This window comes from Duganella kummerowiae (genome assembly GCF_053572355.1).
Genome location: NZ_JBKFEH010000008.1, coordinates 305,185 through 326,045 on the forward strand (window position 1 = coordinate 305,185; position 20,861 = coordinate 326,045).

Genomic DNA, 20,861 nt, shown 5'->3' on the forward strand with positions numbered 1-20,861 from the left:
CTGTAGTATCAGGCTGCGCTACCGCTGGGAGCCTGGCGCGCTGCGTGCGGGATAAGGGGCGTGCTATCGTTGTTCTTTCATTATCATGCCTGGACTACGATGAGGGAGGACGCCGTGCTGGAATTGCTGCTGGTGGTATGCGTCATCGTTGCGATGCGATGGGCGTGGCGGGCGCGGGAGGAAGCGCGCCTCGCACGCGGCCTGGCGGAACAGCAGCTGCACGAACTGGCCTTGCTGCGCACGGTGGTCGAACGGCTGCAGGCCGAAGTCACGGCCAATCCGGGCGCGCCGGCGCAGGCGTTCCAGCCAGCGCCGGATGCCGCCATGCGGCACGGCCTGCGCCCGGCTGCGGCACAGCATGTGCCCAGGCCCGGACCTTTGCCGGAAACCCTGTCCGGCACTCTGCGCGAAGCTGTTCCCGCAACTCAGCGCGAAGCTGTTCACGAAGCCGTGGACAAAGGCGCGCAGCCAAAAGAACAACCGTCCACGGCTGACGCCACGCCGGCAGCGCCGCCGGACGACTGGCAGCAGTACCGCGAATTCGAGCCCGCCGCCAGCGCCAGCGCGCCAGCCGCCGCCCCCACCGGCCAGCCGAGGTCCAGCCCGCCGCCGGCCTGGCTGCTGGCCGCCAGGGCCTGGCTACTCGGCGGCAACCTGGTTGCCAAGCTGGGCCTGCTGATCCTCTTCATCGGCGTCAGCTTCCTGCTGCGCTACACGGCGGCGCGCATCAGCGTGCCGATCGAGCTGCGCCTGGCCGGGGTGGTGCTGGTGGACCTGGCGGTGCTGGCCTGGGCCTGGCGCATCCGGGCGCGCCGCCCGGCCATCAGCCTGCCGGTGCAGGGCACGGCGCTGGCGGTGCTGATGCTGGTGACCTTTGGCGCCTTCCGCATTTATCACCTGCTGCCAGGCTCGCTGGCCTTCGCCCTGCTGCTGGCGCTGACCGTGTTCACCTGTTTGCTGGCAGTGCTGCAGGATGCGAAGTGGCTGGCGGTATTCGGCATCGCGGGCGGATTCGCCGCGCCCATCCTGGCCTCCAGTGGCGGCGGCAGCCATGTCGCGCTGTTCTCCTATTACGCCGTGCTCAATGGCGGCGTGTTCGCCATCGCCCTGCTGCGTTCCTGGCGCATCCTGAACCTGATCGGCTTCGCTTTTACCTTCACCATCGCCACCGCATGGGGCGTGCTGGGCTATCAGCCGGAGCATTACCTGTCGGCCCAGCTGTTCCTGGTCCTGTTCTTCCTGTACTACGTCGGAATCTCGCTGGCCTATGCCCAGCGGCAGGCGGTGCGGCTGCGCCATCACATCGATGGCACCCTGGTATTCGGCACGCCCTTGCTGGCCTTCGGGCTGCAATTCGGACTGGTGCATCACTATCCGTTTGGCGTGGCGTATTCGGCGCTGGCCCTGGGCTTGTTCTACATCGTGCTGGCCAGCATGCTGCGACGGCGCGCGCAGTTCGAGCTGCCGGTCAGCGCCTTCATCGCCTTGGGCATCGTGTTCGGCACGCTGGCGATTCCGTTCGCGCTCGATGCGCGCTGGACGTCCGCCGCGTGGGCGCTGGAAGGCGCGGGCATCGCGTGGGTCGGGCTGCGCCAGCGCCGCAAGCTGGCCTGGGTGTTCGGCCTGCTGGTACAGGGCGGCGCCTGGATATCGCTGGCCGGCGCGCTGCTGGACCAGACCTCGATATCGTCGCTGGAAACCTGGCTGTGGACTTTCTTCACCCTGCTGGCCATCCCTCCGGTGCTGCTGGCCTACCGGGCCCGGACCGAAGGCGGACGCGGCTTCGTGGCATGGCTGCTCCTGGCGCTGGCGCCGTGCGGCCTGGCGCTGGCGACGGTGGAAGGCGGCGCGTGGCGCCTGCCCATCCATCAGCTGCTGGACCAGCCCATCCTCGGTGCAGCCATGATACTGGCGGGAGCCGCCTTCACCAGCTGGACGCTGCAGCGCCACGCGGCTCTGGCGCCACCCTGGCTGGCGCGCCTGATGCTGGGCTGGTCGGCATGGTGGTGGTACGCCCTGATCGCGCCGCTGCTGGGGGCCTGGCTGGGCACACGCTACTGGACCACATCGCACTACGAAAAACTGGGACCAGGGCTGGCCTGCTACCTGCTGCTGGTCGCCGCCAGCGCACCGCTGCTGCTGTGGGCCGCGCGCCGGCTGGCGTGGCCGCAGCTGCGCTGGACCGCCCTGCCCTGCTGGATCGCACTGGCAAGCGCCAGCATCGCCATGCTGGACACGCTATACGGCTACGGCCCGCCGCCCGGTGCGCTGCTTTGGATCAGCTATGGCGCACTATGGCTGGCGGGCGAGTGGCTGCTGCGCGCCTGGCCGCAGCTGTCCGCCCCCGCACTGCGATCCATCCACACCCTGCGCAGCGCCGCGCCTTGGCTGATGCTATGGCCCGTGGCCCAGCGCGCCATTGCCGGATGGCTGGGCGACGGCGTGAGCGCGGAGGCGCTGGCCAGCCCGGATTGGCATGCCGACGCCAGCTGGACGCGCTTCCTGCCGGCCTGGCTGATGATGGCGGCCGCCGCCTGGCTGATACGCCGCACGCGCAACGGCGGCTGGCCGGTGGCCCCCATCGCCAGCTGGTACCGCCGCGTGCTGGTGCCGGCGGCCTGCGCCTGGTCGCTACTGCTGATCGGCGTATGGAATTTCACGCAGGATGGCGCCATGGCGCCGCTGCCTTATCTGCCGCTGGCCAATCCGCTCGACCTGAGCTGCGCGTTCGCCCTGTTGCTGGCGGCGTCGGCCAGGCGTCTGTGGCGCGAGGACGCCGATGCACCAGCCCTGCCGTGGGCGCCGCTGGCGGGTGCGGCGCTCGCCTATGTGTGGTTCAACCTGGCGCTGCTGCGGGCGGTTTCCCATTATCTCGGCATCCCTTACGAAGCGCGGCCCATGTTCGATGCGCAGTTCGTGCAGGCCATGCTGTCGCTGGTATGGAGCGTGACCGCGCTGCTGCTCATGCACCGCGCCGCCAGGCGCGCGCTGCGTCCGCTGTGGATAGGCGGCGCGGTGCTGCTGGGCCTCACCGTCGCCAAGCTGTTCCTGGTGGACCTGTCCAATATCGGCGGCGTGGAGCGCATCGTTTCCTTCGTCGGCGTCGGCGCGCTGATGGTGGGCATAGGCTATGTCGCGCCGTATCCAGCGCAAAGCAAGGAAGGAAAAGCAGCATGAAGAAGCTGATTGCCATGTTGATGATGGCTGTGGCGCCGCTGGCATGGCCTGCCGAGACGCCGGCCGATTTCAGCCACGCCATCCCGCTCACCATCGCCAGGCCGGGCATGGTGCAGCTACGCCTGCCCAGGGATGTGTACCTGTATGCGCGCTCGGCGCTGCTGAACGATGTGCGCATCTACACGGCGGACGGCCAGCTGGTACCGTACGCGCTGCGCCAGCCGCGCGCCGATGAGCAGATCACCCACGCCAGCCGCGCCGTCACCGTGTTCCCGCTCATGCACAACGGGCCGGCATCCGAGGCGCCGGTCGACCTGGACGTGCGCACCGGCGCCGATGGCCGCCTGCTGTCGGTGCGGGTGCAGCCGGACCGCGCAGGCGCGGGCAAGCAGGAGCCACGCCTGCAGGCGCTGATCCTCGACCTCGGCCCGCCCGATGCCGATGGCCGGATGCCCGAGGTCGATGCGCTGCGCTTCTCTCCGCCGGACGGTGCGGCTGTCTACAGCGCCCAGGTGTGGCTGGAGACCAGCAACGACTTGAAGCACTGGGAAGCAGCCGGCGCCACCGAGCTCAATTGGCTGACCAACCAGGATGCGCGCACGCTGACGAGCGACCGCCTCGACCTGAGCCCGCGCCGCTTTCGCTACGGGCGACTCAGCTGGCGCAGCGGCACGCCTATGCGCTTCGCCGCGATCCGGGCCGAGCTGCCCTCGCGCAGCGCCGCCGCCGCGCCGCAGGAACAGCTGCTGCTGCCGCCGGCGCCCGGCGCCGATGACAAGGAGCTGCGCTACAGCGCGCCGGTCGCGGTGGCGGCGCGCGCCGTCGGCTTGCGCTTCGAGGAAAACAACATCGTCCTGCCGGTAACGCTGGGCACCTACAACACGGTCGGACAGCAGCGCTTCCAGCCCCTGCTCAGCACCACCTTCTACCGCATCGAGCAGGATGGCAGGGAGCGCAGCTCGGGCGACATCGCGGTGGCGCCCGTGCACGCCGCGCTATGGGCGCTGCGCACGCAAGCCGCCGTCAAAGCGCGGCCCCAACTGAGCCTGCGCTGGGAGCCGGCCACGCTGGTGTTCCTCGCCTCCAGCCCGGGGCCGTACACGCTGAGCGTGGGCCGCTTCAATGCGCCGGCGGCGGCGCGCGGCTTGGCGGAGGTCGCACCGGGCTACAAGGAGGAAGAACTGGAGCGCCTGCCGCTGGCCACGGCCGGCGCTGCGCAGCGGCGCGGCGACGCGCAAACCAACGCAGCGGCCGACATGGACAGCGCCGTGCAGCGCCTGGCCGCACTGTGGGGCGTGCTGCTGCTGGGTGTGGCGGCGCTGGCGTGGATGGTGTGGCGGCTGCTCAGGCAGCAGAAGCCGCCCAGCGATCAAGAAGATATTTCAAACTGAGCGTGGCCAGGCATGGCGAGCGGCAACGACGCCACGGTGATGTCGCAACATCCTCTAAGGCTTCAGCACATTCAGGACCGCCACGCTCATGGCCTGTATGGCCGTCTTGATGGACGGTTCGGCCACCGGCGCGTACTGCGGCGAGTGGTTGAACGCCACCGGCTTGCCGCCCGGCTTGGCCGCCTCGGCCACGGCGCCAGGCTCGTACACGCCGGTGAAGAAGAACATGCCCGGCACGCCCTCGATGATGTACTGCGAGAAGTCCTCGCTGGCCGTCATGGCGGGCACCTTGATCACCTGGCCGGGGCCGAAGTTTTTCTCCCAGGCCGCCACCGTGCGGTCCACCAGCGCCTGCTGGTTGACGATGGCGGCGCCGCCCGATTTCAGTTCCACCTCGGGCGCCGGCGCATCCGACATGGCGGCGGCCGCATAGGCCACGCGGCGCACGCCGTCCAGCAGCTTGGCCCGCACTTCCGGGCTGTAGGAGCGGATGGTGCCGCTCACGTGCACGGTATCCGGAATGATGTTGCCCACCGTGCCGCCACGAATGGCGCCTATGGTGACCACGCCGAATTCCTTGGGATCCTTTTCGCGGCTGACCACGCCCTGCACGTCCACCACGAAGCGCGCCGCGATGGCGATCGGGTCTATGGTCTTGTCCGGCGCCGAACCGTGTCCGCCGCGCCCCTTGAAGGTGATCTCCAGCGAGTCCGAATTGGACGACACCGGGCCGCTGTTGTAGCCCACCGTCCCGTAAGCATACGGCCAGGAATGCAGCGCGAAGGCGTAGTCCGGCTTGGGGAAGCGGGTAAACAGGCCGTCCGCGATCATGGCCTTGGCGCCGGCCACCACTTCCTCGGCCGGCTGGGCGATGAACATCAGCGTGCCCTTCCACTGCGCCTTGAGCGCCACCAGGGCGCGCGCCGTGCCCAGCCAGGCGGTCATGTGGATGTCGTGGCCGCAGCTGTGGGTGACCAGGGTTTCGCGGCCGTCCAGCATGCCCTTGTTCTTGCTGGCGTAGGGCAGGCCGGTTTTCTCCTCCATCGGCAGGCCATCGAGCTCGGTGCGCACCAGTACCGTGGGGCCGGCGCCGTTCCTGTAGATCGCCACCAGGCCGGTCTTACCCACTTTCTCCGTCACCTCGAAGCCCAGCGCGCGCATCTCGGCCGCCAGCTTGGCGGCCGTGCGCACTTCCTGGAAGGCGATCTCGGGATGCGCGTGCAAGTCCTGGTAAATGGTTTCCAGCCTGGGGTACATGCTGTCCACCAACGGCTTGACCTGCTGTGCGATGGCGCCCTGCGCCAGCAGCAAGGCCAGGGACCAGGGGACGAGACGGGTGCGCAGCTTCATCGGGCTTCCTTTACAGTGAAAAAATCAGGCGGTGTGTAGCTTCATGGTGGCGGCCTCGAACTTGCCGTCCACGATCTGCTGCATGACGGACAGCGATTTGTCTATGGATTGTTCGATCAGGTCCTGGTCCTCGCGGCGCGGCCGGTGCAGCACGAAGTCGGCCACCTGCTGCGCCAGGCCCAGGGTGCGCGGATGGCCTATGCCCAGCCGCAAACGCCAGTAATCCTGGGTGCCCAGAGCGGCCGTGATGTCCTTCAGGCCGTTATGGCCGCCGGATGATCCGCCTTTTTTCAGGCGCGCGGTGCCGGGCATGAGATCGAGCTCGTCATGCACCACCAGCACCTCGTCCGGATTGATCTTGAAGAAGCGGCACAAACCGCCCACCGACTGGCCGGAACGGTTCATATAGGTCTGCGGCTCCAGCAGCCACAGTTCCTGGCCGCCCATGCTGGACTTGGCCATCAGGGCGTTGTATTTGGTCTCGCGCTGCAGGCGCGCGCCCAGACTGTTGGCCAGGTTGTCCACCAGCCAGAAGCCGGCGTTGTGGCGGGTCTGTTCGTACTCGGGGCCGGGATTGCCGAGGCCGACGATAAGGCGTATGGGCATGACGTTCGTGAAACGAAAAAATTGCATTATCGCTGAAAAGCCAGCGCGCGAAAAAAAACCGCCGGGGCAATGCGCGCCGGCGGTTTTTTCAGGAGTGCCGCCCCGCAGGCGGGGCGGCGTCCGGATTACTTCTTGCCTTTTTTGGCGTCAGCTGCCGGCTCAGCGGCGGCGGCTTCAGCGGCCACGTGACCAGCCGGCACCGAAGCGGTGGCGATGGTCAGGTTGGCGCCGTGGGTCACGGCGGTCACGCCGGCCGGCAGGACCAGGTCGTTCACGTGCACGGAGTGGCCGACGTCGACGTTGGACAGGTCCACGGTGATGAACTCGGGCAGGTCTTTCGGCAGGCAGGACACTTCGATTTCGTTGGCGACGTGCGAGATGGTGGCGGCGTGCAGTTTCACGGCCGGCGACACATCGGCGTTCACGAAGTGCAGGGCGACTTTCATGTGCACTTTGGTGTTGGCGTCGACGCGCTGGAAGTCAGCGTGCAGGACCAGTTGCTTGTATGCGTGGACCTGGAAGTCGCGCAGCAGCACTTGTTCGGTCTTGCCATCGATTTCCAGGTCCAGGATGGACGAGTGGAAGGCTTCTTTTTTCAGCGCGTGGTACAGGGCGTTGTGGTCCAGGGCGATGGTCACCGGGGCTTCCGTGCCACCGTAGACGATGCCGGGGGTCTGGCCCGAATTGCGCAGGCGGCGGCTCGCTCCGGAACCTTGCAATTCGCGTTTGAATGCGACTACTTTCATGTGTAACTCCAAATGTAAACAGGGCTCGCGCCCCGCTGTTATGAGGCCCCCGCGACCAGGGCGCCTCGGAAATGAGCAGACTGCGCTCATGAAACCGGAAGTACAACGGCGCACCGGACAGAATCCGGCGCGCCGTCTGTTGAATCTGATGACAGCGTCGTCTTAGTCGACGAACAGGGAGATCACGGAATCGCCCTTGATAATGCGTTTGAACGTCTCGGCCAGCAGCGGTGCGCAGGTCAGCTGGCGGATCTTGCCGCAAGCCTGGGCCGCAGCCGACAGCGGGATGGTGTCGGTCACGACCAGCTCGTCCAGCGAGGAGCCGGTGATGCGGTCGATGGCCGGGCCGGACAGCACGGCGTGGGTGCAATAGGCGATCACTTTCTTGGCGCCGCGCTCTTTCAGCACTTCAGCCGCTTTCACCAAGGTGCCGGCGGTGTCCACCATGTCGTCCATGATCACGCAGTTGCGGCCTTCGACTTCACCGATGATGTTCATCACTTCCGACACATTGGCTTTCGGACGGCGCTTGTCGATGATGGCCAGGTCGCAGCCCAGGCGTTTTGCCAGGGCGCGGGCGCGCACCACGCCGCCCACGTCGGGCGACACCACCAGCAGGTCCTGGTGGTTCTTTTTCTGCAGGTCGCCCAGCAGGATGGGGGAAGCGTAGATGTTATCGACCGGGATGTCGAAGAAGCCCTGGATCTGGTCGGCGTGCAGGTCCATGATCAGGACGCGCTCGACGCCGGCTTCTTCCAGCATGTTGGCCACCACCTTGGCCGAGATGGCGACGCGGGCCGAACGCGGACGGCGGTCCTGGCGGGCGTAGCCGAAGTAAGGAATGGCGGCGGTGATGCGGCCGGCCGATGCGCGCTTGAGCGCGTCCACCATCAGGATCAGTTCCATCAGGTTGTCATTGGTCGGTGCGCAAGTCGACTGCAGCACGAAGACATCCTTGCCGCGGACGTTTTCGTTAATCTCCACCATGACCTCGCCGTCCGAGAATTTCGAGACGTTAGCCTTGCCGAGAGGGATGCCGAGATTTTTTGCGACTCCTTCTGCCAACGCAGGATTAGCGTTGCCGGTAAAAACCATCAGGTTTTCGTAAGCCATGGGAGTCCCAGAGAAGTTCGTTGAAATGTATTTTTTGAAAAGTCACCGGAGACTAACACCGGCGCGATACTCAGAGTGAACGGCTGGCGCCGCCCATCTTTACTTCACTCTCCGCCGGAGGCACCGGGCCTCGACAGCGAACAGGAATTGAATGGCAGGGGAACAAGGATTCGAACCTTGGTATGCCGGAATCAAAATCCGGTGCCTTAACCAGCTTGGCGATTCCCCTACGCAACTGACTGCTTGTCGTTACATGGCCGGTATTCTACAGCCAAATTCACGCTAAGCCAAATTTTTTTCTCGACTACAACTTCGCGGCCATGGAATGCTGCGCCAGCGCTTTCGCTTTCCAGGCCCGCCACTTCGATGGTACCAGATTCAGTATCGCATCGGCGCCGGACTCGTCCGCGACAGCGCAGAACACGCACGCTCCGGAGCCAGTCATCCTGGCGTCGCCGTAAGCGCTGAGCCATTCTACCGCTTCTGCTACCGGCGGGAACAGCGTCGTTGCTACCTGCTGCAAGTCGTTCTTTCCAAACCCCTTTAAATCTTTCGATTTTTCGAGGTGGCTGGAAAAGTCCGATATTATGACGGGCCTTGTGTCCCTTGTCAAATGTTCGGAACAAAAAATTGCTGCGGTGGGGACGGACACGCCCGGCTCCAGCACCACGTACCAGCAATCCGGGGTGGCCACCGGCTGCAGCGCCTCGCCCACGCCCTCGGCAAAGGCCGATTGGCCGAAGATGAAGAAGGGAATGTCGGCGCCCAGCGGCAGGCCCAGCGCCATCAGCTCGTGGCGCTCCAGCCCGGCCTTCCACAAGTGGTTGAGCGCCATCAGGGTAGTGGCGGCGTCCGACGAGCCGCCGCCAAGGCCGCCGCCCATGGGGAGTATCTTGTGGATGGCGATATCCACGCCGGGCGGCAGCCTGCCGCTGCGGCGCTGCACTTCCGCCTGCAGCAGCCTGGCGGCGCGCACGATCAGGTCCTGCTGCTCGGGCACGCCTTCCACCTCGGTGACGCGGCATATCTCGTGGTCGGCGCGCAGGGAGAAATCCAGGGTATCGCTGCGGTCCACCAGCTGGAAGACGGTTTGCAGCAGGTGGTAGCCGTCGGGACGGCGGCCGGTGACATGCAAAAACAGGTTGAGCTTGGCCGGAGCCGGGCAATTCTTCAATACGGTCATGTGTTTATTCGGGAGGGAGGATAGCGATACGAAGCGTGAGTTCGTCGACCTGGCTGGAAGCGATGCGGGTCACGTCGATGCGCTTGGGCTTGGGAACGGCGGCAGTGCCATCTTGCCAGGCCGCGTAGTGCAGCTTCCAGCCGTCGCGGGTGACCACGGTGTCCTTGGCGGGCGAGGCGGCAAAGCGCTGGCCCTGGGCGTCGGTGGCGTAGCCCTGCAGCCAGTCGCGCAGGCCGGATACCGGCAAGGTCCAGCCCAGCACGCGCGCCGTCAGCGCATCCACGTCGGGCGCGCTGATGGGCTGCTTGCCGGCCGGCGTCAGCGTGGCCGATTGCGGGGTCACGCTGAGCCTGGCCTCGATGGTGCCCAGCGGATTGAGCAGGCTGACCTCGGTATTCGGCCCCTGCTGCACCCAGTTGAAGTTCACGGTCAGCGACGAGGGCCGGCCATCCTTGCTGTAGGTGACAGAGAATTTACCATTCAGCTCGACGTTGTCGCTGTACGGCGCCACGCTGGCGGTAGACAGCGGCCCGCTGGCCGTCGTGGCGCAGCCGGCCAGGACGGCGCCCAGCAAGGCGGCGCAAATGGCGGAACTCAGGATGCGTTGTTTCATCGGTCTCCGGGTCTTGATCACAGGCTGGGATTGAGGCGCGCCAGGGTACTGCGCAGCACGTCGTTCTTGGGATCCTTGCTGCGCGCTTCCTGCCACAGCTTCTCGGCGCCGGCCTTGTCGCCCTTGGTCCACAGCACCTCGCCCAGGTGCACGGCGATTTCCGGGTCGCTGCGCTGGGCGTAGGCGCGCCGCAGCAAGTCCTCGGCCTGGTCCAGGTTACCCATGCGGAACTGGACCCAGCCCATGCTGTCCATGATGAAGGGGTCGCCCGGCGCCATCTTCAGTGCGGTGGCGATCAGGTTGTAGGCCTCGGTCAGGCGCACGTTGCGCTCGGCCAGCGAATAGCCCAGGGCGTTGTAGGCGTGCTGGTTGTCGGGCGCGGCCGCGATCACGCGTCGCAGCGCCGCTTCCATCACGTCCACCTGGCCCAGCTTCTCGGCCATCAGGGCGTAGTCGTACAGCAGGTCGGTGTTGTCCGGATAGCGCTTGAGCGCGTTTTCCAGCACGGTGTAGGCGGCGATATTGTCGCCGGCGTCGCGCAGCAGCTGGGCGTCGGCCTGGAACACCTGGGCCTGCTCGGCGGGATCGGTCGGGTGCAGGTCGGCCAGCTGGCGGCGGGCGTCGTCGACGTCGCCCTTGCGCGCTGTGAGCGCGGCGCGCTTGAGGCGGGACGACAGGTAGAGGCGGGTATCGGCATTGCTGTCGATCTTGTCCAGCCACTGGATGGCCGCGTCCAGGTCGTTGCGGTCCTCGGCGATCTGGGCCAGTATCAGCAGCACCTTGGTGGGATCGGCGTCCTCTCCCGGGTGGTCGGCGGCGGCCATGAATTGCTTGAAATAGCCTTCCGCGCCCTTGGGGTCATTGGCCTGCAGGGCGATCATGCCCAGCGCGTACAGCGTGGGCAGGTGCTGCGGCTGATCCTGCAGCAGGATCTGGAACTGCCGGGTCGCGGCATCGTACTGCTTGCTCTCGGCCAGGATGCGGGCATAGGCCGCGCGCACCTCGCGCGCCTTGGGATGGGCTGCCAGGAAGTCCGTCATCAGCTTGTTGGCGCTGTCCACGTCGGGCGCCACCTGGGCCTTGGTCAGGATGGCCAGCTCGGAATCGGGCTTGATGGCCAGGGCGCGGTCGGCCTCGCCGCGGGCCCGCTCGCTGTCGCCCAGGGCAAAGGCGCCCTGGGCCAGTATCAAATGGCTTTCCAGCGTGTCGTCGTATTGGGCCAGCACGCGCTCCTGGACCGCGAAGGCGGCCGCCTTGTTCTTGGCGCGCAGCAGGAACTGCTGCATCTGCAGCATGTACAGGCCGCGCGAGCCGGGCGGGCTCTTGGCCAGGCGCTGGGCGAAGATCTGTTCGGCCTCGGACAGGTCGTCGGCCACCACGGCAAAGCCCAGCAGGAACTGGGCCGCCTCGTCGGAATCGGGCGCCAGGCCGCGCCACAGGCGGATCGCGGCCAGCGCCTCGCCGCCCTGCTTGGCCGCCAGCGCCATCTCCGCCGCGCGCCTGGCCAGGCGCGGATCACGGGTCTGCTGGGCCAGCGACAGCATGGTGACATAGGGCCCCTGCCATTGCCCGCGCTTGAATTCCAGTTCCGCCTTGGTGATGCGGTACAGCAGCTCGCCGGTCAGGTCCACATTGGGCAGCGGATCAGGCACCGGCGCGGGCGGTTCCAGCGACAGGCCGGCGGCCGCGGCCTCGGCGGCCGGCGTGGGCGTAGTCTCCGGCGCCTTGGGGGCGGCCTCGGGCGCCGGCGGCGCGCTGGCGCACGCCGACAGCAGGGCGGACAGGGTTACAATGGCGAAAGCGTTCTTCAAAGGAAAATCCTGGCAGGTCGGGCGATACGGTCGGGCAGCCGATGGGGGTGATTGCTTGAATTCTACGTTGCTTGGATTCTACGCCCATCGCATTCTTTACGTCTGTACGCATAGTGTAACGAAATATACGCCCTCCCCCCCATAGCCAGAGCGGATTCAGAGTCGAGATGCCAGAATTACCAGAAGTCGAAGTCACCCGGCGCGGCGTCGCGCCCCATGTGGAAGGCCGCACCGTGGGCGGCGTGGTACTGCGCCGCGACGGCCTGCGCTGGCCCTTCCCTCCCGGCCTGGACCAGCTGCTGCAAGGCCGCCGCGTGCTCGGCACCGGGCGGCGCGGCAAATACCTGCTGCTGCACTTCGAGCACGGCGCGCTGATCATCCACCTCGGCATGTCCGGCCATTTGCGCGTGATCCCGCCCGACGTGCCGGCCCGGAAGCACGACCACATCGATGTGCTGCTGGACGGCCCGGACGGCCGCCAGGTGCTGCGCATGAACGATCCGCGCCGTTTCGGCGCCGTACTCTGGCACGGCAGCGAGGATGGCGTGCTGGACGAGCACCTGCTACTGCGCGGCCTGGGCGTGGAACCGCTGCAGGATGGCTTCGACGGCCAGCTGCTGCACCGCGCCACGCGCCAGCGCGGCGCGCCCATCAAGCAGGTGCTGCTGGCCGGCGATATCGTGGTTGGCGTGGGCAATATCTACGCTTCGGAAAGCCTGTTCCGGGCCGGCATCAACCCGAAGACGCCGGCCCGGCGCATCAGCCTGGCGCGTTACGACAAGCTGGCGCAGACCATACGCGAGGTGCTGGCCGAGGCCATCGTGCAGGGCGGCAGCACTTTGCGCGACTTTATTGCCGTGAACGGGCAATCCGGCTACTTCCAGCAGACGTATTTCGTCTATGATCGGGCTGGCGCGCCTTGCCGCGTGTGCGGCACTGAGATCCGCCAGATCAAGCAGGGCCAGCGGTCGACTTTCTATTGCGTCACTTGTCAGAAGTAGCCAACCAAGGTAGCCAACAAAAGTAGCCAAACAAGGAGCGGATGGGCATCATGGTCAGGGACCTGGAACAATACAGCGCATGGCGCCAGGGCGTGGCGGCGGCCTTGCAGGCCTACCAGGCCTTCGTACGCCAGGCCGCCCTGGCCGACGCCGCCACCGACCAGCGCATTGCCCGCACCCTGGCCAGGCTGGCAGACGACAAGCTGTCCGTGGCCTTCGTGGCCGAATTCTCGCGCGGCAAATCGGAGCTGATCAACGCCATTTTCTTCGCCGACTACGGCCAGCGCATCCTGCCCTCGGCGGCCGGGCGCACCACCATGTGCCCGACCGAGCTGATGTACGATCCGGCGCTGCCGCCCTCGATACGTTTGCTGCCCATCGCCACCCGCGCCGACCATTTGTCCACCACCGACTACCGCGACCAGCCATCCGCCTGGACCGTGCTGCCGCTGGACCTGGAGGCGGGCGACGCCATGCAGGCCGCCTTCCGCGAGGTCTGCCAGACCCGCCACGTGCCGGTCGAGGAGGCGCGCCGCTACGGCCTGTACGACGAGGACGATCCCGACCTGCCGGCCACGCTGGACGAACACGGCATGGTGGAAATTTCGCAATGGCGCCACGCCATCATCAACTTTCCCCATCCGCTGCTCAAGCAGGGCCTGGTGATACTGGACACGCCGGGCCTGAACGCCATCGGCACCGAGCCCGAGCTGACGCTGAACCTGATCCCCAACGCGCACGCGGTGCTGTTCATCCTGGCGGCCGACACCGGCGTCACCAGGAGCGACATCGAAGTCTGGCGACAGCACATAGGCGGCGGCGCGGGGCGCCTGGTGGTGCTCAACAAGATAGACGCCATGTGGGACGAGCTGCGCAGCGAGGCCGAGGTGCAGGGCGAGATCGCGCGCCAGCAGGACCAGGCTGCGCACACCCTGTCGCTGCAGGCCGGCCAGGTGTTTCCGGTCTCGGCCCAGAAGGCGCTGGTGGCCAAGATCACGCACGACCCGGCGCTGCTGGCGCGCAGCGGCCTGCGCGCGCTGGAGGACGCCCTGTTCCACCAGCTGATCCCGGCCAAGCAGGACCTGGTGCGCCAGCAGCTGGAAGGCGAGCTGCGCGGACTGGGCGCGGCGCACCACGCCATGCTGAACGGGCGCCTGCGCGGCATCGCCGAACAGCTGCACGAGCTGCGCAGCCTGCGCGGCAAGAACCGCAACGTGATCGCCCACATGATGCGCCGCATCGAGGCCGAGAAAAAGGAATTCGACGCCAGCCTGTTCAAGCTGCAGGCCACGCGCTCCGTGTTCACGCGCCTGTCCACCGAGCTGTACACCTGCATGGGCATGGACATCGTGCGCGACGACATCCACCAGGTGCGCGACGAAATGCAGCGCAGCCGCTTCTTCCTGGGCGTGCGCGAGGCCGTGCGCCAGTATTTCGAGCGCAGCCGCGCCCACCTGGACGACGCCGGCCGCAAGACGGTGGAAATCGCCGAGATGATGGGCGTGATGTACCGCCGCTTCGCCAGCGAGCACGGCATGACGCTGGCCGTGCCCTCACCCTTCCCGCTGCAGCCCTACCGCGACGAGATCGCCAGCATCGAAGCCATCTACAGCAAGCAGTTCGGCACCGCCACCCTGCTCACCACCAGCCGCGTGGTGCTGATGGAAAAATTCTTCGACACCATCGCCTCGCGCGTGCGCAACTGCTACCGCCTGGCCAACGACGACGCCGAAGCGTGGCTGAAGGTGATCATGGCGCCGCTGGAAGCGCAGATCCGCCAGCACAAGGACCAGCTGCGCCAGCGCCAGGCCTCGATACAGCGCATCCACGACGCCACCGACAGCCTGGAACAGAAAATCGAAGCCCACGAGGCCAGCCTGCGCGAACTGGAAGCGCAGCGCGCCCGCCTCAACGAACTGGCCGACAGCATCAGCAGGGCCATCCGCGCCGAGCTGGCGCCCCTGGACGCGGCCGCATAAGGAATGGAATGCAAAGCAGTAACGAGTACACCGACCCGAGTTTTTCCCGCGCCATCATCGAATGGCAGCAACAGCACGGCCGCCACACGCTGCCGTGGCAAAACACCCGCGACGCCTACCTGGTGTGGCTGTCCGAAATCATGCTGCAGCAGACCCAGGTAGCCGCCGTGCTCGGCTATTACGCGCGCTTCCTGGAGCGCTTTCCCACCCTGCGCGACCTGGCCGCGGCGCCGGTCGAGGAGGTCATGGCGCAGTGGAGCGGCCTGGGCTATTACACCCGCGCCCGCAACCTGCACAAGTGCGCCCAGCGCGTGGTGGCCGAATACGGCGGCGTGTTCCCATCCGACCCGGCCCTGCTGGCCGAGCTGCCCGGCATAGGCCGCTCGACGGCGGCCGCCATCGCCGCCTTCTCCAGCGGTGCGCGGGCCGCCATCATGGACGGCAACGTCAAGCGCGTGTTCGCGCGCGCCTTCGGGGTGGACAGCTATCCGGGCGAGAAAAAGACCGAGGAGATGCTGTGGCGGCGCGCCGAAGCCCTGCTGCCGGAGACCGGCATCGAAGCCTATACCCAGGGCCTGATGGACATGGGCGCCACCCTGTGCACGCGCAGCAGCCCGTCCTGCGAGCGCTGCCCGCTGCAGGCGCGCTGCGTGGCCTACGCCACCCAGCGCACCCATCTGCTGCCGGTGCGCAAGCCGAAAAAAGCCACGCCGGAAAAGCAGGCCCACATGCTGATGATCGTCGATGGCGGCCAGGTGCTGCTGGAACAGCGGCCGGCCACGGGGATCTGGGGCGGGCTGCTATCCCTGCCCGAGCTGGACGGCCACGTGGCCGCCGACGACGACGGCGTGGCGGACGCCGCGCATGATGCGCTGATGCTGGCCGTGGGCCGGTTTGGCGAGATGGAATCGTATGAAAGGCTGAGCACGGTAACGCACGTCTTCACGCATTACAAGCTGCACATCGTGCCCTACCGGATAATGCTGGCGAAACGCCTGCGGGTGGCGGCGCAGGCCGGCTATACCTGGCTGGACAGCGCCCGCCTGCCCGAGGCCGCCCTGCCCGCGCCCATCAAGAAACTGCTGCTGGAGCTATTGGGCGACAGCCGCGCCGCCCAGCAAAGGATGTTCTGATGCGCTAGCCTATGTAGCGCGCCAGTCCGAAGACTATGCCCGCCACGGTGACACTCATCCCGACCATCCAGCGTATCAGGCGGGACTCCATCTTGGCCATTTCAGTGCGCAAGCCGCCGAATTGTTCCGCCATGTCGGCCCTGGTGACATAGTTGGAGCGGATCACGGCAACGTCCGTTTCCAGCGCGCTCAATCGGGAATTGACCGTCTTGAACTCGGCGTTGAACTGGTCGCGGACAATCTTGAACTCTTCCGACGTTTCCTGATCCATGGCAGGCTCCCGAAAGTAGACGAGATGTCATCGTCTGCCGCGATGATTGCGCCGTCAAGCGGCACCCGGCAGACTATTGATGCGGGACAGAGTATCTACAGTTCCTCCAGCGAGAACAGGCGGCGGTGTTCGCGGATGGCGTAGCGGTCCGTCATGCCGGCGATGTAGTCGGCAATCTTGCGGGCACGCTGGTCGACATCGCCGGACTGGTCCTGGTAGTCGGGCGGCAGCAGCGCCGGTTCGGCCATGAAGGCATGGAACAGTTCGCGCACGATGCGGCTGGCTTTCACCCGCATCCGGTTTACCTTGTAGTGGCGGTACAGATTGGCGCGCAGGAAGCGCTTGAGCTCGGTGGCGTCCTTGCGCATGCCGTCCGAGAAGCGTATCAGCGGCGGGCTGTTGCGCACGTCGTCCACGCTGCGCGGCGCGGCATCGGCCAGCAGCGCGCCCGAGGTGGCGATCAGGTCGTCGGCCAGGGCCGTGATCAGGCGCCGCAAGGTTTCGTAGATGGCGCGCCGTCCCGACAGGCCGGGGAAGGCCGCCTGCACGTCGCGCCACAGCCGGGCGAAGAAATCGACCTCCTCCAGCTGGGCGATGGTGATCAGGCCGGAGCGCAGGCCGTCGTCGATATCGTGGCTGTTGTAGGCGATCTCGTCGGCCAGGTTGGTCAGCTGTGCCTCCAGCGACGGCTGGGTGCGGTCGATAAAGCGTTGCGCCACCGGCCCCAGCAGCTTGGCATTGGCGAGCGAGCAGTGCTTGAGTATGCCCTCGCGCGTCTCGAACATGAGGTTGAGGCCGTTGTAGGCGCCGTAGTGCTCCTCCAGCTCGTCCACCACGCGCAGGCTCTGCAGGTTGTGCTCGAAGCCGCCATGGTCCTTCATGCATTCGTTCAGCACATCCTGGCCCACGTGGCCGAAGGGCGTGTGGCCCAGGTCGTGCGCCAGCGAGACGGCTTCCACCAGGTCTTCGTTGAGGCGCAGGTTGCGCGCCAGCGAGCGGCCGATCTGGGCCACTTCCAGGCTGTGGGTCAGGCGGGTGCGGAACAGATCGCCCTCGTGGTTGAGGAAGACCTGGGTCTTGTACTCCAGCCGGCGGAAGGCCGAGGAATGGATGATGCGGTCGCGGTCGCGCTGGAACTGGCTGCGCGACGCGTGCGCCTGTTCCGGATACAGCCGGCCCGGCCCGCCGCCATCGGAGCGGACCGCGTAGGGGGCGAGATGGGCTTCCGGCAGCATGATGCTATTGGGTGCAGGCCGCCAGGGTCTGCAGCAGCAGTTCCTGCGGCGCGTTGCCTATGCAGGGGCTGCCCAGCGGTTTCATCAGGATGAACTTGATGGCGCCGCCCTCGTTCTTCTTGTCCACTTCCATCAGTTCCAGCCAGCGCGCGGCGCCCAGGTCGGGCGCCTTGACGGGCAAGCCGGCCGCCTGCACCAGCTTGCGCACACGGGCTTCGGCCGCCTCATCGATATAGCCAAGGCGGCGCGACAAATCGGCCGCCATCACCATGCCGCAGCCGACCGCTTCGCCGTGCAGCCAGTCGCCATAGCCGAGGCCGGCCTCGATGGCGTGGCCGAAGGTGTGGCCGAAGTTGAGGATGGCGCGCAGGCCGCCCTCGCGCTCGTCCTGGCGCACCACGTCGGCCTTGATCTCGCAGGAGCGGGCGATGGCGTAGGCCAGGGCCGCCTTGTCGCGCGCCACCAGCTTGGCGATGTTGGCCTCTATCCATTCAAAGAAGGCCAGGTCGATCACGGCGCCGTACTTGATCACCTCGGCCAAGCCCGCCGCCAGTTCGCGTTCGGGCAGGGTTTCCAGGGTGGAGGTGTCGGCCACCACCACGCGCGGCTGGTAGAAGGCGCCTATCATGTTCTTGCCCAGCGGGTGGTTGATGCCGGTCTTGCCGCCCACCGAGGAATCGACCTGGGACAGCAAAGTGGTGGGCACCTGGATGAAATCGACGCCGCGCATGTAGCTGGCGGCGGCAAAGCCGGTCAGGTCGCCGATCACGCCGCCGCCCAGCGCCACCAGGGTGGTCTTGCGGTCGGCCTTGTTGGCCAGCAGGGTGTCGAAGATCTGCATCAGGCTGGACCAGTTCTTGTGTTCCTCGCCGTCCGGCAGAACCACGGTCATGACCGACTTGCCGGCCGCTTTCAGCCCGGCTTCGACCGGCGCCAGGTACAGCGGCGCCACGGTGGTGTTGGTGACGATGGCGACCTTGTTGCCGCCGCAGTAGCGCGCCAGCATGGCGGCGTCGCCCAGCAGCGCGGGGCCGATGGAGATCGGGTAGCTGCGCTCGCCCAGATCGACGTTTAAAAGGATGGTGGATTGATCAGTCATCGAAGGTTCGGCTCGGGTAGCACAGTCCGGCGCGGCCTGGCAGGCCAGCCGGTCCAGGTGGGTCATGATGGTGTGGACCATTGCTTGTACGTTCGGCCGGCCGGTATCGATCACCAGGTGGGCAATCTCGTTATAGAGCGGATCGCGGGTGGCGGTCAGCTCCTCCAGCTTGCGGCGCGGATCGGCGGTCTGCAGCAAGGGACGGTTCTTGTCGTGGGCGGTGCGCTGCAGGATGCTGTTGACGCTGGCGCGCAGGTAGATCACGGTGCCGCGCTCACGCAGCAGGGCCCGGCTGTCGGGATTGAGCACGGCGCCGCCGCCGGTGGCCAGGACGACGCCCTCCAGCCCGGTCAGCTCGCGGATCACCTCGGCCTCGCGGCGGCGGAAACTGGCCTCGCCCTCGATTTCGAAGATCCACGGGATGGAGGCGCCGGTACGGGCCTCGATCTCGTGGTCGGAATCGATGAAGCGCAGGCCCAGCTTGCGCGCCAGGATGCGGCCTATGGTGGTCTTCCCCGCCCCCATCAACCCGACTAAGAACACATTTTGCATTGACTTCCGATTAATTAGTAGTGGTGCAATCCGCCACTCTACCATATGGGCTGTGGCGTCCGGGAGGCGTCACGGCCTAAGAAATGTAGTCCGCAGCCAGCCCCGGCAGGATGGGGCAGGCCGCCATCAGCAGGGCTCAGGCAGCAGCACCACCCGGTGGTACAGGGTTGCTGGTTTTCGTACTGCTCGTGACTCCTTCCGTATCAGCGGCGCTCGCTGACGATCCTGGGCGTGATGAAGACCAGCAGCTCGGTCTTGTCCTTGGTGCGTGAATTGCTCTTGAACAGATAGCCCAGCACGGGCACGTCGCCCAGCAGTGGCACCTTGGTCACGGTGTTGCGCTCGGTCTGCTGGTATATCCCTCCCAGCACCACGGTGCCGCCGTTTTCCACCATGACCTGGGTCTTGACGTGCTTGGTGTCGATGGCGAAGCCGGCCCGGGTTTCCTGGCCCACGCTGTCCTTGTTGACGTCGACGTCGATCACCACGTTGCCGTCCGGTGTGATCTGCGGCGTCACCTCCAGCCGCAGGTTAGCCTTGCGGAACATGATGGAGGTGGCGCCGCTGCTGGTGGCCACCTGGTAGGGCAGTTCCACGCCCTGCTCGATCAGGGCGCTGGCCTTGTCGGCCGTGATCACGCGCGGGTTGGAAATGATCTTGCCGGCGCCATCGGCCTCCAGCGCCGACAGTTCCAGGTTGAGGAAGCGGTTGGCCGCCGAGGAGAACAGGCTGATGGCCAGCGAGCCGGCCAAGGACCCGTTGATGTCGGCGGCCGGCAGGTTGACGAACTGGCTGTTGCTGTAGACGTTGGCCGTAGCGCCGATCTGCCCGGTGGTCTCGCCCACGCCCGTGATATTGCCGCCGATGGCGAGCCGGGTATTGCCGTTGCCCAGCTGGTAGCCGGAATCGCCGCCGCGCTGGGTGCGCAGGTCGGAGAAGCCCAGCTTGGCGCCCAGGTTGCGGGTGAAGGTGTCGTTGGCCTCGACGATGCGGGCCTCGATCAGCACCTGTTTGGTGGCGATGTCGGTCCTGGCGATCAGCTGGCGGATTTCCTCCAGCCTGGAAGGCGTGTCGGTGACGAACAGCTGGTTGGTGCGCGGCTCGATGATGGCGCTGCCGCGGCGCGACAGCACGCGGTTCTTGCTGTCGGCGCCGCCGCCGTCCAGGCCGAACACCATCTTGAACGCTTCGGCCTTCTGGTAATTGAGCTGGAAGATCTCGGACTTCAGCGGCTCCAGCTCGGCGATCTGGGCGCGCTGCTCCAGCTCCAGCTTTTCCTTGACCAGCAACTCCTCCCTGGGCGCGATCCAGATCACGTTGCCGTTCTTGCGCATGTCCAGGCCCTTGGCCTGCAGGATCACCTCCAGCGCCTGGTCCCACGGCACTTCCTTCAGGCGCAGGGTGAGGCTGCCCGCCACGCTGTCGCTGGCAATGATGTTCAGGCCGGAGATGTCGGCGATGGCCTGCAGCACGGCGCGCACTTCCACGTTCTGGAAATTGAAAGACAGCTTTTCGCCCCGGTAGCCCTCGCTGCCCGCGCCGCCCTGCGCCACGGCGTCGCACACCAGCGCCAGCAGCAGCGCCACGGCCCCGCGCGCCCC

15 protein-coding genes, 1 tRNA gene and 1 pseudogene are annotated in these 20,861 nt (G+C 66.6%); 5 read left to right on the forward strand and 12 right to left on the reverse strand.

Annotated elements, in window-relative coordinates:
• The first annotated feature begins 99 nt into the window (after positions 1 to 99).
• Positions 100 to 3,177, forward strand: a complete 3,078-nt coding sequence (locus ACLB1G_RS09155) for a DUF2339 domain-containing protein (RefSeq protein ID WP_491626897.1) — start codon at positions 100 to 102, stop codon at positions 3,175 to 3,177.
• Positions 3,174 to 4,568: a DUF3999 family protein gene (locus tag ACLB1G_RS09160; protein WP_491626898.1), complete on the forward strand. Its 1,395-nt coding sequence runs from the start codon at positions 3,174 to 3,176 to the stop codon at positions 4,566 to 4,568. Before ACLB1G_RS09155 ends, ACLB1G_RS09160 begins: the two co-directional genes overlap by 4 nt.
• 54 nt (positions 4,569 to 4,622) lie before the next feature.
• On the opposite strand, the gene ACLB1G_RS09165 is transcribed toward ACLB1G_RS09160, so the two are convergent.
• The 8 genes from ACLB1G_RS09165 to ACLB1G_RS09200 all read right to left on the reverse strand — a co-directional run bounded on the left by ACLB1G_RS09165 (position 4,623) and on the right by ACLB1G_RS09200 (position 11,990).
• Positions 4,623 to 5,918, reverse strand: a complete 1,296-nt coding sequence (locus ACLB1G_RS09165) for an amidohydrolase (RefSeq protein WP_491626899.1) — start codon at positions 5,916 to 5,918, stop codon at positions 4,623 to 4,625.
• A 24-nt stretch (positions 5,919 to 5,942) separates the two neighbouring features.
• Positions 5,943 to 6,524 (reverse strand): aminoacyl-tRNA hydrolase, encoded by a 582-nt coding sequence (gene pth, locus ACLB1G_RS09170; RefSeq protein ID WP_491626900.1) that lies wholly within the window; start codon positions 6,522 to 6,524, stop codon positions 5,943 to 5,945.
• A gap of 125 nt (positions 6,525 to 6,649) precedes the next feature.
• Entirely contained in the window at positions 6,650 to 7,270 is a 621-nt protein-coding gene (locus tag ACLB1G_RS09175) for a 50S ribosomal protein L25/general stress protein Ctc (protein WP_491626901.1), read from the reverse strand.
• A gap of 162 nt (positions 7,271 to 7,432) precedes the next feature.
• Entirely contained in the window at positions 7,433 to 8,383 is a 951-nt protein-coding gene (locus ACLB1G_RS09180) for a ribose-phosphate pyrophosphokinase (protein ID WP_491626902.1), read from the reverse strand.
• A 152-nt stretch (positions 8,384 to 8,535) separates the two neighbouring features.
• Positions 8,536 to 8,612 (reverse strand) — tRNA-Gln (locus ACLB1G_RS09185).
• A gap of 75 nt (positions 8,613 to 8,687) precedes the next feature.
• Positions 8,688 to 9,566 carry a 4-(cytidine 5'-diphospho)-2-C-methyl-D-erythritol kinase gene (gene ispE / locus ACLB1G_RS09190; RefSeq protein ID WP_491626903.1) on the reverse strand — a complete coding sequence of 293 codons (879 nt, stop codon included), beginning with the start codon at positions 9,564 to 9,566 and terminating at the stop codon, positions 8,688 to 8,690.
• Positions 9,567 to 9,570: 4 nt separating this feature from the next.
• Positions 9,571 to 10,179 carry an outer membrane lipoprotein LolB gene (locus tag ACLB1G_RS09195; RefSeq protein WP_491626904.1) on the reverse strand — a complete coding sequence of 203 codons (609 nt, stop codon included), beginning with the start codon at positions 10,177 to 10,179 and terminating at the stop codon, positions 9,571 to 9,573.
• A 17-nt stretch (positions 10,180 to 10,196) separates the two neighbouring features.
• Entirely contained in the window at positions 10,197 to 11,990 is a 1,794-nt protein-coding gene (locus tag ACLB1G_RS09200; protein ID WP_491626905.1) for a tetratricopeptide repeat protein, read from the reverse strand.
• 167 nt (positions 11,991 to 12,157) lie between these two features.
• On the opposite strand from ACLB1G_RS09200, the gene mutM reads away from it, so the two are divergent.
• From mutM to mutY, 3 genes are read left to right on the forward strand one after another with little or no spacing between them, the layout of a single operon-like run.
• Entirely contained in the window at positions 12,158 to 12,991 is an 834-nt protein-coding gene (gene mutM, locus ACLB1G_RS09205; protein WP_491626906.1) for a bifunctional DNA-formamidopyrimidine glycosylase/DNA-(apurinic or apyrimidinic site) lyase, read from the forward strand.
• Between the two features lie 50 nt (positions 12,992 to 13,041).
• A complete protein-coding gene (locus ACLB1G_RS09210) occupies positions 13,042 to 14,970 on the forward strand; it encodes a dynamin family protein (RefSeq protein WP_491626907.1) in 1,929 nt (642 codons plus the stop codon).
• Positions 14,971 to 14,978: 8 nt separating this feature from the next.
• The gene (mutY, locus tag ACLB1G_RS09215; protein WP_491626908.1) at positions 14,979 to 16,103 is read left to right on the forward strand and encodes an A/G-specific adenine glycosylase; all 1,125 of its coding nucleotides are present in this window, start codon (positions 14,979 to 14,981) and stop codon (positions 16,101 to 16,103) included.
• A gap of 4 nt (positions 16,104 to 16,107) precedes the next feature.
• Here mutY and ACLB1G_RS09220 read toward each other — a convergent pair whose 3' ends face one another.
• The 4 genes and pseudogenes from ACLB1G_RS09220 to ACLB1G_RS09235 form a co-directional block, all read right to left on the reverse strand.
• Positions 16,108 to 16,374, reverse strand: coding sequence for a hypothetical protein (locus ACLB1G_RS09220; protein WP_491626909.1), 267 nt, complete (start codon positions 16,372 to 16,374; stop codon positions 16,108 to 16,110).
• A 95-nt stretch (positions 16,375 to 16,469) separates the two neighbouring features.
• Positions 16,470 to 17,609, reverse strand: a complete 1,140-nt coding sequence (locus tag ACLB1G_RS09225) for a deoxyguanosinetriphosphate triphosphohydrolase (protein ID WP_491626910.1) — start codon at positions 17,607 to 17,609, stop codon at positions 16,470 to 16,472.
• A 4-nt stretch (positions 17,610 to 17,613) separates the two neighbouring features.
• Positions 17,614 to 19,233, reverse strand: coding sequence for a bifunctional shikimate kinase/3-dehydroquinate synthase AroKB (gene aroKB, locus ACLB1G_RS09230; protein ID WP_491627267.1), 1,620 nt, complete (start codon positions 19,231 to 19,233; stop codon positions 17,614 to 17,616).
• 230 nt (positions 19,234 to 19,463) lie between these two features.
• A pseudogene (locus ACLB1G_RS09235) lies at positions 19,464 to 20,795 on the reverse strand (type IV pilus secretin PilQ); the annotation flags it as partial.
• Positions 20,796 to 20,861 lie beyond the last annotated feature (66 nt).